14 protein-coding genes are annotated in these 14,730 nt (G+C 71.3%); 9 read left to right on the forward strand and 5 right to left on the reverse strand.

Annotated elements, in window-relative coordinates:
- Positions 1–36 precede the first annotated feature (36 nt).
- The 3 genes from ACYBSK_RS31810 to ACYBSK_RS31820 all read left to right on the forward strand — a co-directional run bounded on the left by ACYBSK_RS31810 (position 37) and on the right by ACYBSK_RS31820 (position 3,720).
- The gene (locus ACYBSK_RS31810; RefSeq protein WP_460244165.1) at positions 37–2,337 is read left to right on the forward strand and encodes a DEAD/DEAH box helicase; all 2,301 of its coding nucleotides are present in this window, start codon (positions 37–39) and stop codon (positions 2,335–2,337) included.
- Between the two features lie 82 nt (positions 2,338–2,419).
- Positions 2,420–3,310 (forward strand): alpha/beta fold hydrolase, encoded by an 891-nt coding sequence (locus ACYBSK_RS31815; protein WP_457480705.1) that lies wholly within the window; start codon positions 2,420–2,422, stop codon positions 3,308–3,310.
- 257 nt (positions 3,311–3,567) lie between these two features.
- Entirely contained in the window at positions 3,568–3,720 is a 153-nt protein-coding gene (locus tag ACYBSK_RS31820) for a hypothetical protein (RefSeq protein WP_338700211.1), read from the forward strand.
- Between the two features lie 96 nt (positions 3,721–3,816).
- Here the strand turns inward: ACYBSK_RS31820 and ACYBSK_RS31825 are convergent, their stop codons facing one another.
- The 3 genes from ACYBSK_RS31825 to ACYBSK_RS31835 all read right to left on the reverse strand — a co-directional run bounded on the left by ACYBSK_RS31825 (position 3,817) and on the right by ACYBSK_RS31835 (position 6,146).
- On the reverse strand, positions 3,817–4,422 hold the full coding sequence (locus ACYBSK_RS31825) for a MarC family protein (protein WP_457480706.1): 606 nt from the start codon (positions 4,420–4,422) through the stop codon (positions 3,817–3,819).
- 103 nt (positions 4,423–4,525) lie between these two features.
- Positions 4,526–5,389 carry a PHP domain-containing protein gene (locus ACYBSK_RS31830; protein ID WP_457480707.1) on the reverse strand — a complete coding sequence of 288 codons (864 nt, stop codon included), beginning with the start codon at positions 5,387–5,389 and terminating at the stop codon, positions 4,526–4,528.
- A 115-nt stretch (positions 5,390–5,504) separates the two neighbouring features.
- Positions 5,505–6,146 (reverse strand): DUF6758 family protein, encoded by a 642-nt coding sequence (locus tag ACYBSK_RS31835; RefSeq protein ID WP_460244166.1) that lies wholly within the window; start codon positions 6,144–6,146, stop codon positions 5,505–5,507.
- Between the two features lie 189 nt (positions 6,147–6,335).
- On the opposite strand from ACYBSK_RS31835, the gene ACYBSK_RS31840 reads away from it, so the two are divergent.
- Entirely contained in the window at positions 6,336–7,592 is a 1,257-nt protein-coding gene (locus ACYBSK_RS31840) for an MFS transporter (RefSeq protein WP_460244167.1), read from the forward strand.
- A 7-nt stretch (positions 7,593–7,599) separates the two neighbouring features.
- Here the strand turns inward: ACYBSK_RS31840 and ACYBSK_RS31845 are convergent, their stop codons facing one another.
- On the reverse strand, positions 7,600–8,184 hold the full coding sequence (locus tag ACYBSK_RS31845) for a suppressor of fused domain protein (RefSeq protein ID WP_460244168.1): 585 nt from the start codon (positions 8,182–8,184) through the stop codon (positions 7,600–7,602).
- A 497-nt stretch (positions 8,185–8,681) separates the two neighbouring features.
- Here ACYBSK_RS31845 and ACYBSK_RS31850 point away from each other — a divergent pair, with 497 nt between their 5' ends.
- Positions 8,682–9,812: a magnesium and cobalt transport protein CorA gene (locus ACYBSK_RS31850; protein WP_457480711.1), complete on the forward strand. Its 1,131-nt coding sequence runs from the start codon at positions 8,682–8,684 to the stop codon at positions 9,810–9,812.
- A 14-nt stretch (positions 9,813–9,826) separates the two neighbouring features.
- Positions 9,827–10,339 (forward strand): hypothetical protein, encoded by a 513-nt coding sequence (locus ACYBSK_RS31855; protein ID WP_457480712.1) that lies wholly within the window; start codon positions 9,827–9,829, stop codon positions 10,337–10,339.
- Positions 10,340–10,735: 396 nt separating this feature from the next.
- Here ACYBSK_RS31855 and ACYBSK_RS31860 read toward each other — a convergent pair whose 3' ends face one another.
- Positions 10,736–11,443 carry a hypothetical protein gene (locus ACYBSK_RS31860; protein WP_460247140.1) on the reverse strand — a complete coding sequence of 236 codons (708 nt, stop codon included), beginning with the start codon at positions 11,441–11,443 and terminating at the stop codon, positions 10,736–10,738.
- A gap of 239 nt (positions 11,444–11,682) precedes the next feature.
- Here ACYBSK_RS31860 and ACYBSK_RS31865 point away from each other — a divergent pair, with 239 nt between their 5' ends.
- The 3 genes from ACYBSK_RS31865 to ACYBSK_RS31875 are packed head-to-tail and all read left to right on the forward strand — an operon-like array spanning position 11,683 to position 14,703.
- A complete protein-coding gene (locus ACYBSK_RS31865) occupies positions 11,683–12,966 on the forward strand; it encodes a magnesium transporter MgtE N-terminal domain-containing protein (RefSeq protein ID WP_460244169.1) in 1,284 nt (427 codons plus the stop codon).
- Positions 12,956–13,525, forward strand: coding sequence for a DUF1003 domain-containing protein (locus ACYBSK_RS31870; RefSeq protein ID WP_457480714.1), 570 nt, complete (start codon positions 12,956–12,958; stop codon positions 13,523–13,525). The genes ACYBSK_RS31865 and ACYBSK_RS31870 overlap by 11 nt, the downstream gene beginning before the upstream one ends.
- Positions 13,526–13,569: 44 nt before the next feature.
- Positions 13,570–14,703, forward strand: coding sequence for an Mrp/NBP35 family ATP-binding protein (locus ACYBSK_RS31875; protein WP_457480715.1), 1,134 nt, complete (start codon positions 13,570–13,572; stop codon positions 14,701–14,703).
- Positions 14,704–14,730: the final 27 nt, after the last annotated feature.

Raw genomic sequence — 14,730 nt, forward strand, 5'->3', positions numbered from 1 at the left:
GCCGTCGGCATCATCAACCCCTTCCCCATCCAGGAGATGACGCTCCCCGTCGCCCTTTCCGGCTCGGACGTCATCGGCCAGGCCAAGACCGGTACGGGCAAGACCCTCGGTTTCGGCCTTCCGCTCCTCGAGCGCGTCACCGTCCCCGCGGACGTCGAGGCGGGCCGGGCCACGCCCGAGCAGCTCACCGACACCCCGCAGGCCCTCGTCGTCGTCCCGACGCGCGAGCTGTGCCAGCAGGTGACCAACGACCTGCTCACCGCCGGCAAGGTGCGCAATGTGCGCGTCCTCGCCATATACGGCGGCCGTGCGTACGAGCCCCAGGTCGAGGCCCTCAAGAAGGGCGTCGACGTCGTCGTCGGTACGCCCGGCCGACTGCTCGACCTGGCAGGCCAGAAGAAGCTGAACCTCTCGCACGTGAAGGCGCTCGTCCTCGACGAGGCCGACGAGATGCTCGACCTGGGCTTCCTGCCCGACGTCGAGAAGATCATCAACATGCTTCCGGTGAAGCGTCAGACGATGCTGTTCTCGGCGACCATGCCGGGCGCCGTCATCGGCCTGGCCCGCCGCTACATGTCGCAGCCCACGCACATCCGCGCCACGTCGCCGGACGACGAGGGCACGACGGTCGCGAACATCGCGCAGCACGTCTACCGCGCGCACAACCTCGACAAGCCCGAGATGGTCGCCCGCATCCTCCAGGCCGAGGGCCGCGGACTCGCGATGATCTTCTGCCGTACGAAGCGCACGGCGGCCGACATCGCCGACCAGCTCAAGCAGCGCGGCTTCGCCTCCGGCGCGGTCCACGGCGACCTGGGCCAGGGCGCCCGCGAGCAGGCGCTGCGCGCGTTCCGCAACGGCAAGGTGGACGTGCTCGTCTGCACCGACGTCGCCGCGCGCGGCATCGACGTCGGCGGCGTCACGCACGTCATCAATTACCAGTCCCCCGAGGACGAGAAGACCTATCTGCACCGCATCGGCCGGACCGGCCGCGCGGGCAAGAAGGGCATCGCGGTCACGCTGGTCGACTGGGACGACATCCCGCGCTGGCAGCTGATCAACAAGGCCCTCGACCTGAACTTCAACGACCCGGTCGAGACGTACTCCTCCTCGCCGCACCTCTACGAGGAGATGGCGATCCCGGCGGGCACCAAGGGTGTGCTGCCGCGCTCGGAGCGCACGCGCGCCGGGCTCGACGCCGAGGAGATCGAGGACCTGGGCGAGACCGGTGGCCGCGGCGCGTCGTCCTCGCGCGGCGGCAGCCGTGGTGGCCGCGGCGACCGCGACCGTGACCGGGACCGCGAGCGTCCGGCGCGCACGCCGCGCCGCCGTCGCCGTACGCGCGGTGGCGAGCCGGTCGGCGCCGGGGAGGCCACGGCCGCCCCCGCGCCCGCGTCCGCCCCCGTGGAGGAGGCCGCCGAGCCGCGCACGCCGCGCCGTCGGCGTCGTACGCGCGGTGGCGCCGCCCCGTCGGTCGCGCCGGTGGCTCCCGCCGCCGAGGCGGTCGTGGAGACGGTGGAGGCCGAGGCCCCCGCCAAGCCCCGTCGCCGTACGCGCACGAAGGCCGCGTCCGTCGTGGACACGGCCGAGTCGGTGGCGGCCGCGCAGCCGGTCGCCGAGCCGGAGCAGGCCGAGTCGAAGCCGGCGCGCACCCGCGCGCCCAAGAAGGCGGAGGCCGCGGTCGAGGCCGTGGAGGCCACCGAGACGAAGCCCGCGCGGACCCGTACCCGCAAGAAGGCCGAGGCCGCGGTCGACACGGCCGAGGCCGCCGAGGCGAAGCCCGCCACGCGCACCCGGACCCGTAAGAAGGCCGAGCCCGCCGTCGTGGAGGCCGCCGAGGCGACCGACGCGACCGAGGCCAAGCCGCGCCGTACGCGCAAGAAGGCCGAGGCCGTGGTCGACACGGCCGAGGCCGTCGAGGCGAAGCCCGCCACGCGCACCCGCAAGAAGGCCGAGGCCGCCGTCGACACCGCGGAGGTCACCGAGGCCAAGCCGCGTCGTACGCGCAAGAAGGCCGAGGCCGTGGTCGACACGGCCGAGGCCGTCGAGGCGAAGCCCGCCACGCGCACCCGCAAGAAGGCCGAGGCCGCCGTCGACACCGCGGAGGTCACCGAGGCCAAGCCGCGTCGTACGCGCAAGAAGGCGGAGGCCGCCGTGGACACCGCGGAGGCCGCCGAGGCCAAGCCGGCGACCCGGACCCGGACCCGTAAGAAGGCAGAGCCCACCGCCGACGCCACCGAGGCCAAGCCCGCCACGCGCACCCGCAAGAAGGCGGAGCCGACGGCCGAGGCGAAGCCGCGTCGTACACGCAAGAAGGTCGAGGCCCCGGAGGCCTGATCCGTCCGACGACGAACGGCCCGGTTCCCGCAGCGGCGGGGGCCGGGCCTTCGTTGTCGGTGGCTGCGCGTAATCTCGGTCCATGAGCAGGCCCGCGACCTTCACCCCGCCGCCCGGTACCCGTGCGCACCGCCTCCGCACCGCCCGCGGCGACTTCGCCGCGATCACCGGGGAGCCGGAGCGGGGTCCGGTGCGGGGCACCGCCCTGCTGCTGCCCGGGTTCACGGGGAGCAAGGAGGACTTCATCTCGCTGCACGCCCCGTTGAGCGCGGCCGGGTACCGGACCGTGGCCGTGGACGGGCGCGGGCAGTACGAGTCCGAGGGTCCGAAGGACGACGAACAGCCTTACCAGCAGCGCGAGTTGGCGTACGACGTGCTCGCGCAGGCGGCGGCGCTCCAGGCCGACGCGGACGGCACGGGCGGCACGAGCGGCCGGGTGCATCTGCTCGGGCACTCGCTCGGCGGGCTCGTCGCGCGCGCGGCGGCGATCGAGGACCCCGCGCCGTTCGCCTCGCTCACGCTGATGTCCTCGGGCCCCGCGGCCGTCACGCCGCCCCAGCAGGAGCGCGCCAAGCTGCTCCAGAGCGCCCTCGTCGCGCTGGACATGGCGCAGGTGTGGGAGGCCATCCAGGGCCTGGACGCTCCGGAGGACGCCGCCGATCTGCGCGGCGACGGCGAGGACCTGCGCCGCCGCTGGCTGAGCAACAGCCCGGCGCAGCTCATCGCCACGGCGGGGCAGCTGTGCGCGGAGCCGGACCGGGTGGACGAGGTCGGCGCGCTCGGGCTCGCCGTGCATGTGCTGTCGGGCGAGCGGGACGACACCTGGCCGGTGCCGCTGCTCGACGACATGGCGACGCGCCTCGGCGCCGAGCGCACGGTGATCGCGGGGGCCGAGCACTCCCCCAACACGGACCAGCCGGACGCCACCGCCGCCGCCCTCGCCGCGTTCTGGGACCGCCACCCGGCCTCGTAGCCCGGTTTTCCCGCCTCTCCCGCCCCTCGCGCACCCTCCTGACGCACGAGTAATTAGCCGCTCGAAAAATTTCCTTAGCGTAGGGAATGTTTGCAGCGAGCAACTCGTTGTACCCCTTGGAACGCGCGGCACTGCGGCCGCGCAATTCACTCTTAACGGCCGGGCAACCGCCCGGCCGTACGGCGGGACCAAGCTGAGAAGCGGCGCCCGCACGAGTAGTTCTCCTTCAGGAGGATGACCAGACGAAGGGAGAAGCCATGCGCTTCGAAATCATGCGACTCGACGACGTCGACGGCACCGCCGTGGACAGCACCGTCGTGGACGCCGCCTCCGTCAACCGGATCGTTCAGCAGGCCGCCGCCATCGGGCAGCGCCTCTACATCCGCCCGGCCGAGTCGGCCGCCTCGTAACGGCGTCGGACGACTCTCACGTAGCGAAGCCCCCGTACGCACGGTGCGTACGGGGGCTTCGCCGTGCCGGGACGGTCGGCTGTCAGCGGCCAGCGGTCAAGAGCCCTGGATGACCTGCGTCACGCCGTTGATGATCTGCTGCACCGCGATCGCGGACAGCATCATGCCCGCGAGCCGGGTCACCAGCACCACGCCGCCGTCCTTGATGACGCGGATGATCACCAGCGAGTAGCGCATCACCAGCCACAGCACGACGTGGATCGCGAGGATCGCGGACCACACGGAGACCTGGTCGCCCATCGAGTCCGCGTGCTGCACGGCGAGGATCACGGAGACGATCGCGCCGGGCCCGGCGAGCAACGGCATGCCCAGCGGTACGAGGGCGACGTTGACGTCCTTCGTCTGCTTGGGCTCGTCCGTCTTGCCGGTCAGCAGGTCGAGCGCGATCAGGAGCAGCAGCAGCCCGCCCGCGATCATCAGGGCGGGGACGGAGACATGCAGATAGGCCAGGATCTGGTTGCCCAGGACGCCGAACACAGCGATGACGCCGAAGGCGACGCAGACCGCCTGGAAGGCCATGCGCTTCTGAACCTTGGCGGGGCGGCCCGCGGTGAGGGCGAGGAAGATCGGGGTGATTCCGGGGGGATCCATAATCACAAAAAGGGTGAGAAAAAGGGATCCGAAGACGGCAGCGTCGAACACGGTGAGGGTGCCTTGCGAGAGTGGTGCGGAAGGGTGGGAGCGGGCGCGTCGGGCGCGCACGCGGGAGCGGAGCGCGACGGCGCCGCCGTGCAGAGGGGGCGCGTCAGGCGCGGCGTCCGCCGGCGCCCGGCACCGGGAAGGCGCCCGTGGCGCGGCGCGTGATCTCCCCGTAGACCTCGGGGTCGGTGGTGTACTCGCCGAGCACGCACGTCTTGCGGCTGCCGTGGTAGTCCGAGGAGCCGGTGGTCAGCAGGCCGAGGTCGGCGGCGAGGCCCCGGAGGCGGTCACGGGTCGCGGCGTCGTGGTCCATGTGGTCGACCTCGATGCCGTCGAGCCCGGCCTCCGCCAGCTTCGCGATCGCCGACTCGGGCACGGTGCGGCCGCGCTTGGCGGCGGCGGGGTGCGCGAAGACGGTGACGCCGCCAGCGGCCTTGACCAGCCGGATCGCCTCGAAGGGGTCGGTCTCGTGCTTCTCGACGTACGCGCGCCCGTCGTTGGCCAGCCAGTTCTCGTCGAACGCGGCCGAGACGTCGGGTACGACACCGAGCTCGACCAGCGCGGTGGCGAGGTGCGGGCGGCCGACCGAGCCGTCGCCCGCGATGCGCGCGACCTGCTCCCAGGTGACCGGAACGCCGAGCCCGTTCAGCTTGGCGATCATGCCCTTGGCGCGCGGCACCCGGTCGTCGCGGACCAGCTCGCGCTCGGCGAGCAGGGCCGGCTCCTCGGGATCGAAGAGGTACGCCAGCATGTGCATGCTCACGCCGTCGAGGCGGCAGGAGAGCTCGGCGCCGGTGACGAGGGTCAGCCCCTCGGGGGCGGCGGCGATGGCCTCGGCGTGCCCGCGCGTCGTGTCGTGGTCGGTGAGCGCGACGACGTCCAGACCGGACGCCGCGGCGTTGCGCACCAGCTCGGCGGGGCTGTCCGTGCCGTCGGAAGCGGTGGAGTGGGTGTGCAGATCGATGCGCACGGCTGCGTACTCCAGGCTCGACGGAATGACGGGGACCGCTCAAGGATAACGGGGATTCCGCCACCCCCGTCACCACCGAACCAGGGGCGGGCCCCTTACGCACCGCCCCGCCGCCTCAGGCGCTCAGAATGCGCGGCGACAGCGCCCCGCAGGGCAGCAGGTCGACCTCGGCTCCCGCGTCCCGCAGGTCCGTGAGCACCAGCTCGTCGTACATCAGCATGCCGGTCTGCTCCGGCCACACGACCGCCCACAGCCACAGGCCGCGCGCCTCACCCGCGAAGACCGCCCGGTCGTCGGGGGCTCCGGACACGTGCCACAGCGGGGTGGGGCGGCCCGCGGCGAGCACCTTGGCCTGCGGCGGCCTGGCGACGTCCATGTGCGGGCCGGGGTCGGGGCCGTCGATGCCCGCGTAGCGCGCGCCGAGTCCGACGCCCAGCTCCTCGGCGACGAGCACCATCTCGCCGGCGCCGCCGAGCGGTCCGGGCCCGGAGCAGGCGACGGCGGTGGCGCGGCCGCCGTGGCGGTCGTCCCCCGCGTTGGCCACTCCGGTGAACAGCCAGCCGACGGGCAGCGGCCACGGCATCCACACCGGTACCCGTGCGCGGTGCACCACGACGCTGAGGGCCTCGACGCTGGGCGGGATCACGGGCTGCAGCGGATGCACGGTGCCGTGCACATCGCACTGCCAGGAGTCGGCAAAGAGTCCGGGAGCCCTGACCCGGCCACCACACTTCGGGCAACTGGGTTCGCCCCTCATAGGGCCCCACGGTCCTCCCCGTCCCGCGCCGCGTCAAGGACGATCACCCGTCCGGAGTGCGGCGTCGCGTCCCCTCCGACCAGGAAAGATAGATGTAGCTTGCATTAATTAGCAGCTCTAACTTATTATGTGTAAACGGCAACGATCCAGAGCTGGATGGACCCGACGAACCCAAAGGAGTGGCACGACATGAGCCACAGCAGTACAGGAGATCCCGCCGAAGGGGACACGTTCGACGCAGGTGCCGGCAGCATCCTGCGTCAGCCGAAGGCGGTCTGGGCGACCGCCGGGGCATCCGTCGTCGCCTTCATGGGCATCGGCCTCGTCGACCCGATCCTGCCGTCGATCGCCTCGGGGCTCGACGCGACGGCGAGCCAGGTCTCCCTGCTCTTCACCTCGTACTTCCTGATCACCGCGATCGCGATGCTGGTGACCGGGTTCGTCTCCAGCCGCATCGGCGGCAAGAAGACCCTGCTCGTCGGCCTCGCGCTCGTCGTGGTCTTCGCGGCGCTCGCGGGCACGTCCGGGTCCGTCGGCGAACTCGTCGGCTTCCGCGCGGGCTGGGGCCTCGGCAACGCGCTGTTCGTGTCGACCGCGCTCGCGGTCATCGTCGGCGCCGCGGCGGGCGGATCGGCGGCCGCGATCCTGCTCTACGAGTCCGCGCTCGGGCTCGGCATGGCGTGCGGTCCGCTGGTGGGCGCGCTGCTCGGCAACGCCAGCTGGCGCTACCCGTTCTTCGGCACCGCCGCGCTGATGGCCGTCGGCTTCCTCTGCATCACCGCGTTCCTGAAGGAACAGCCGAAGCCCGCGAGGAAGACCTCGGTCCTCGACCCGATCAGGGCGCTCGGCCACGGCGGGCTCGCGTCCGCGGCGATCTCGGCCTTCTTCTACAACTACACGTTCTTCACGGTGCTGGCCTTCACGCCGTTCGTGCTGAACATGACGCCGTACAAGTCGGGCGCGGTGTTCTTCGCCTGGGGTGTGCTGCTGGCGCTGTTCTCGGTGATCGTGGCGCCGCGCATGCAGGCCCGGTTCGGCTCGCTGAAGGTGCTCGGCGGCTCGCTGGTGCTGCTCGCCGCGGACGTGCTCGTCCTCGGGTACGGCAACCACACCGCGGCCGTCGTCTGCACGATCCTGTCCGGCGCGTTCATCGGCGTGAACAACACCGTCTACACCGAGCTCGCGCTCGGCGTCTCGGACGCGCCGCGCCCGGTGGCGAGCGCCGGTTACAACTTCGTGCGCTGGTTCGCCGCCGCGGCCGCGCCGTTCTTCGCGCCGAAGATCGAGGAGTGGAGCAACATCCACATCCCGTTCGTGGTCGCCGCGGTCACGGCGGTGCTGGGCGCGGTCGTGGTGTGGGTGCGCAGGAGCGCTCTGAACCACGAGGCCGAGGAGCTGGAGCCGCGGCACGCCACCGAGGACAGCGTGTCGGTCTTCGCGAACTGACCGGTTCTCAGTCCAGGGAAACGGACCTGCGCAAGGGATCGCGCAGGTCCGTTCCGCTGTTCAGCCACTTCTCCTGGAGCGCGGCCGCACCGTGCACCCGCTTCCACGCCGCCTCGTTCGGCGTCATGGGCAGCAGCGGCAGGAACCGTACGGGGTCCAGCGGGTCGTCGAGGTCCAGGTCCTCGATCAGGCCGCCCGGCTCCGCGACGAGCGCGGAGGTGAACGGGGCGGCGGGCCACAGCGGTTCACCCACGTCGAGCGAGGCGCCCGGGGCCACGACGACGCCCTCGACCTGCGGGGACGCGGCGAGGACCGCGAGGGGGCGCAGGACCTTGTCGGTGTCGGCGAGGCCGGCGCGGACGGTGAGCACCAGTTCCGCGCGGGGGCCCTTGACCGGGTCGGCGAGAGCCGCCGTCGGGTCGGTCATCGGGGACGCGGACATGCCGAGCGTCGCGTAGCGGACCAGGTCGCCGTCTGTGAAGCGCAACACCTCGATCCGGTCGGTGCCGAGGAAGGTGACCGCCGCGCGCGCGTCCGGTTCACCCAGGGTTGTCCGGAGTCGCGCCTCCACGAGCGCAAGAACTTCTGCCATCCCGCGAGCATAGAACTCGCGCCCAACGGGTAAGGACAGGGCCCGCTTTCGTCAGTCGGCTGATAGTCTTGGCCGCTGGTCGGGACAACACGCAGTGCGTGTCCGCCGAGGGCCCCCGCGAGCCCGTCGGAAAACCGACCCGTTCACGTCCCTCACGGGGGACCGGCCGGAGGAGGTGGGGCTGTCATGGATCGAAGTCGACCGTGCAGTACTACCCGTTCTTCCGGCCTGTAGGGCCCAAGGCCTTTCTTCATTCGCAGTCGGCCGTTCATCGGGCCGGCCGCGCACGCCGGAAGAGCACTTCGTTCCCCTGATTGCATCGACGCCCTCCCGGGTCGTCGCGATCCGAATCAGTCAGCGAAGCCGCCCAGCGTCGGTGCGGTGCTTCCCGCTTTGTGGACGTGCAGCATGTCCCGGTATCCGGTTGACCAGGACGTCCTCATTCCGGGTGGTTCCACCCGACGCGCGGCGACTCCCGCCCGCGAAGGAGCCTGCCCATGTCGATGATGCGCGACCTGCGAGCCGCCGTCCGTCCCTCGCTGCGCAAGAGCGTCGCCCCGTACGCCAACGAGGCCCGCGCCTCGTACGACTCCACGCGTGATCCGGCCGCCTGCTCGGCCGTCGTGGACTGCGCCGTGTACCGCGACGGGGTGCGCGTGTCCTCCTCCGAGTGCCTCACGCCCGGCGCGGCGAAGCTCCAGGTGCGCCGCGACGGCGGCTTCGCCTGGATCGGTCTGCACGAGCCGACCGAAGCCGAATTCGCCGGTATCGCCGCCGAGTTCGGGCTGCACCCGCTCGCCGTCGAGGACGCCGTCCACGCCCACCAGCGGCCCAAGCTGGAGCGGTACGACGACACGCTGTTCACCGTCTTCAAGACCATCCACTACGTCGAGCACGCCGAACTCACCGCCACCAGCGAGGTCGTGGAGTCCGGCGAGGTCATGTGCTTCACCGGCCGGGACTTCTTCATCACCGTCCGGCACGGCGGACAGGGCTCCCTGCGCGCGCTGCGGCACCGGCTCCAGGACGACCCGGAGCTGCTCGCCAAGGGCCCGAGCGCCGTGCTGCACGCCATCGGGGACCACGTGGTCGACGGGTACCTGGCCGTGGCCGACGCGATGCAGGACGACATCGACGAGGTCGAGACCGAGGTCTTCTCGCAGCCCGGCAAGGGGTCGCCGCGCGGCTCCGACGCCGGACGGATCTACCAACTCAAGCGCGAGGTACTGGAGTTCAAGCGGGCCGTCGCGCCGCTGCGGCGCCCGTTGCAACTGCTCAGCGAGCGGCCGATGCGGCTGATCGACCCGGACATCCAGAAGTACTTCCGGGACGTCGCCGACCACCTGGAGCGTGTCCAGGAACAGGTCATCGGCTTCGACGAACTGCTCAACTCGATCCTCCAGGCCAATCTGGCGCAGGCCTCCGTCGCCCAGAACGAGGACATGCGCAAGATCACCTCGTGGGCCGCGATCATCGCCGTGCCGACCATGGTGTGCGGCGTCTACGGCATGAACTTCACGTACATGCCGGAGTTGCACTGGCGGTTCGGCTACCCGATGGTGCTCGCGCTCATCGGCGGCGTCTGTTTCACGATCCACCGGACGCTGAAGCGCAACGGCTGGCTCTAGCTAGGCTTCTCGGCATGACGACTGCTGAACTGCTCGATGCCGCCCTCGTCGAGGAGGCCACGAAGAAGTCCGGGCTGATCTGGGTGCGCGGCGCCGAGGGCGTCGAGCGGGCCCTGTGGCACGTGTGGCACGAGGGGGCGGCGTGCCTGGTCGGTGACGGGCCCGGCGAGCAGCCGTTGCCGGGGCTGGTCGACGGGGGGTCGGCGGTCGTCACCGTGCGCAGCAAGGACAAGGGCGGGCGGCTCGTGGGGTGGCGGGCGACGGTGGTCGAGCTGGCGCCGGGGACGGAGGCGTACGAGGGTGTGGTCGGGGAGTTGAAGGGGAAGCGGCTCAATGCGCCGGACGCGGAGGGGATGACCGGGCGGTGGGCGCGGGAGTGTCGGGTGGTGCGGTTGGAGCCGGTGGGTGGGGGTGTGGAGCCGGTTGCGGAGGGGTCGCTGGCCGCGGTGCCCGTGGGGTCGCCGGCCACGACGCGCAACCCCGTGCCCGCGGGGCTGCCGAAGCTTCTCCGCAAGCGTCGCGGCTGACCTCTTCGGGGTGGGCCCCGCCGCACCGGCCCAAAAACTTGGGGCTCCGCCCCATACCCCGCTCCTCAATCGCCGGAGGGGCTCCATATACCCACCCGACCGCCCCGCTCATCAAGCCCGTCCGGCGTTTGAGGACACCCCGGCGCCGATCGCTCCATCAAGCCCGTCCGGCGCGATCAAGCCCGTCCGGCGATTGAGGACACCCCGGCGCGGGTCGGCTCACCAAGCCCGTCCGGCGTTTGAGGACACCCTGGGCCCGGTTCGGCCCATCCAGCCCGTCCGGCGTTTGAGGACACCCCCGGCGCGGGTCAGCCCACCCAGCCCGTCCGGCGATTGAGGACACCCCCGGCGCGGGTCAGCCCACCCAGCCCGTCCGGCGATTGAGGACACCCGTGGTCAGGAGGAGGGAAGGGAGTGGCCGTAGTCGACGGTTTCGGTGGGGCTGGGTTCGCGGAGGGGGAAGTCCGCCCCCCAGTCGCTGAGCTGAATCGTGCCCGCACCCCCGGCCCGCTCCAGCCGCATGGGATACGCACCCCCCTCCAACGACACGTCGAGCGTGCCCCCCGCCCCCTTGTCCCCGGTCAACTCGATCGTGCGCACGCCGCCCGACGACCCCCGTTCACCCTTCGCGAGCGCCCCGTGCAACGTGAGCAGCCCGTCGAGCAGCACGCTCTTGTCGGTGAACGTACTGAGCCGCTGGTAGGCCGGATCGCCCTTCGGGACCTTCACGAACTTGCCGTCGAGCTTCTGCGCGGCATCGCCCCCGCTCCCGGCCTCGTCGCCCTCGGAGTGCGTCCAGAAGTCGGCGTCCGCCTTGAGGTAGAGGTGGTCGTCGACCCGCAGCAGCCGGAACGTGCTGCCGCCGGTGGTCACCGAGCCGGTGCCGCCGTTGGACCGCAGGCGCATGTCCAGCTTGTACGTCTTCTTGTCGCTGACCACCGTGCCGGCGACGTGCACCGTGTCGGCGCCGCGGGCCGCCTTGACCGTACGGGACTGGATCTTGGCCGGGCTCAGTCTGCCGACCCCGTTCGTCCCCGCGTCGGGGTCCTCCTCGCTGCACGCCGCGAGCCCCACCACGAGCCCCGCACACATCACACCCACCATGAGTGTCCTGTGGCTACGGCGGGTGCGGGGGCGCAGGGTCACGGACGGACCACCTCTCGTACGGCAGCTGGGCGCGGGCAGGTACGGCAGCGTACCCCCGCGATCTGCGGTTACCCGTCCAGGTCCGGTGGCCGCCGCGCAAAGGCGCGCGGAACAGGGAGCGGCTAGCCTGAACCACGAATTGGCCGTATTTCCTGATGAAGACGCACGGAAGACATACGAAGGAGGCGCGCGACGGTATGGCTGGAGGCGCTCCCCGGATCTTCGTGTCGCACCTCTCCGGCATCGCCGTCTTCGATCCGAACGGCGACCAGGTGGGGCGCGTACGCGATCTGGTGGCGATGCTGCGGGCGGGCCGCAGACCGCCGCGGCTGCTCGGGCTCGTCGTCGAGCTGTCGACGCGGCGCCGGATCTTCCTGCCGATGACCCGGGTGACCGGCATCGAGTCCGGTCAAGTGATCACCACCGGAGTGCTCAACGTCCGGCGTTTCGAGCAGCGGCCCACCGAGCGGCTCGTCCTCGGCGAGATGCTCGACCGGCGCGTGCGGCTCGTGGAGACCGGCGAGGAGGTCACCGTCCTCGACGTCTCCGTGCAGCAGCTGCCCGCGCGCCGCGACTGGGAGATCGACCGGGTCTTCGTACGGAAGGGCTCGGCGAAGCGCGGCGCCTTCCGGCGGGCCAAGGGCGAGGCCCTGACCGTCGACTGGTCGGGCGTGGACGGGTTCTCCCTGGAGGAGCACGGCCAGGGCGCCGAGAGCCTGCTCGCCACGTTCGAGCAGCTGCGCCCCGCCGACCTCGCCAACGTGCTGCACCACCTCTCCCCCAAGCGGCGCGCGGAGGTCGCCGCGGCGCTCACCAACGAGCGGCTGGCCGACGTCCTGGAGGAACTTCCGGAGGACGACCAGATCGAGGTGCTCGGCAAGCTGAAGGAGGAGCGCGCCGCCGACGTCCTGGAGGAGATGGACCCGGACGACGCGGCCGACCTCCTGGGCGAGCTTCCCGAGGACGAGAAGGAACGTTTGCTCGATCTGATGAAGCCGAGCGAGGCGGCCGACGTACGGCGCCTGATGGCGTACGAGGACCGGACCGCGGGCGGCCTGATGACGACCGAGCCGATCGTGCTGCGCCCCGACTCGACGGTCGCGGACGCCCTCGCCCGCATCCGCAACCCCGACCTCTCCCCCGCGCTCGCCGCGCAGGTCTACGTCTGCCGGCCCCCGGACGAGACGCCCACCGGCAAGTACCTCGGCACGATCCACTTCCAGCGGCTGCTGCGCGACCCCCCGTACACGATGGTCAGCTCGATCCTCGACGACGATCTGCAGGCCCTGTCCCCGGAGGCGCAACTGCCCGAGATCGCCGGGTTCTTCGCGACGTACGACATGGTGGCCGCGCCCGTCGTCGACGACGGCGGTTCGCTGCTCGGCGCGGTGACCGTGGACGACGTCCTGGACCACATGCTCCCCGAGGACTGGCGGGAGCAGGAGTTCCATCTTTCCGGGGAGGTGAACGGTGCCGACTGAGGAACGCGAGCGCGAGACCCCGCGCAGGCCGCGCATCCGGCTCGACCAGCCGCGCGCGCCGCGCCGCAAGCTGCTCCCCGACTACGACCCCGAGGCCTTCGGCAGGCTCTCCGAGCGCATCGCCCGCTTCCTCGGCACCGGGCGGTTCATCGTCTGGATGACGGTGATCATCATCATGTGGGTGGTGTGGAACATCTTCGCGCCGCCCGCCCTGCGCTTCGACGAGTACCCGTTCATCTTCCTGACGCTGATGCTGTCGCTCCAGGCCTCGTACGCCGCCCCGCTGATCCTGCTCGCGCAGAACCGGCAGGACGACCGGGACCGGGTCAATCTCGAACAGGACCGCAAGCAGAACGAGCGCTCCATCGCCGACACCGAGTATCTGAGCCGTGAGGTGGCGGCCCTGCGGATCGGCCTCGGCGAGGTCGCGACGCGCGACTGGATCCGCTCCGAGCTGCAGGACCTCCTCAAGGAGCTGGAGGAGCAGCGGCGCTCCGCACCGGAGGGCCCGGTATTCCCGGCGGAGCACGAGCGGCGACGTGACGTAGACGACCGCTGACGGGGCTTTTCCGGTGCGGGTTACCCCGCCGTAGTATCGGGAGCATGGCTACGGAAGACGCGGTGCGCGAGGCACTCGCGACAGTGAACGACCCCGAGATCCAGCGCCCCATCACCGAACTGGGGATGGTCAAATCGGTGGACATCGGTGCGGACGGAGTCGTCGCGGTCACCGTGTATCTGACCGTCTCCGGCTGCCCGATGCGCTCCACGATCGAGAACAACGTGAAGGAGGCCGTCGGCCGCGTCGAGGGCGTGACCGACGTCCAGGTCACGCTCGACGTGATGAGCGACGAGCAGCGCAAGGAGCTGGCCGCGGCGCTGCGCGGCGGCACCGCCGAGCGCGAGGTCCCCTTCGCCAAGCCCGGCTCGCTGACCCGCGTCTACGCGGTGGCCTCCGGCAAGGGCGGCGTCGGCAAATCCTCGGTGACCGTGAACCTGGCGGCCGCGATGGCCGCGGACGGCCTGAAGGTCGGCGTCGTCGACGCGGACATCTACGGCCACTCCGTGCCGCGCATGCTGGGCGTCGACGGCAAGCCCACCCAGGTCGAGAACATGATCATGCCGCCGTCCGCGAACGGCGTGAAGGTCATCTCGATCGGCATGTTCACGCCGGGCAACGCCCCGGTGGTGTGGCGCGGCCCGATGCTGCACCGCGCGCTCCAGCAGTTCCTCGCGGACGTCTTCTGGGGCGACCTGGACGTGCTGCTGCTCGACCTGCCGCCCGGCACCGGTGACATCGCCATCTCCATCGCCCAGCTGGTCCCGAACGCGGAGATCCTGGTCGTCACCACGCCGCAGCAGGCCGCGGCCGAGGTCGCCGAGCGGGCCGGTTCGATCGCGGTGCAGACCCACCAGAAGATCGTCGGCGTCGTCGAGAACATGTCGGGGCTGCCGTGCCCGCACTGCGGCGAGATGGTCGACGTGTTCGGCACCGGCGGCGGTCAGCTGGTCGCCGAGGGCCTCACCAAGACCACAGGCGCCACGGTGCCGGTGCTCGGCTCCATCCCCATCGACGTACGCCTGCGCGAGGGCGGCGACGAGGGCAAGCCGGTCGTGCTCTCCGACCCGGACTCCGCCGCGGGCGCCGCGCTGCGCGGCATCGCCGACAAGCTCGGCGGGCGCCAGCGGGGCCTGTCGGGGATGTCGCTGGGGATCACGCCGCGCAACAAGTTCTGAGCGCGTGAACGCGATCTGAGCGCGTGA

This window comes from Streptomyces sp. BYX5S, from assembly GCF_054724165.1.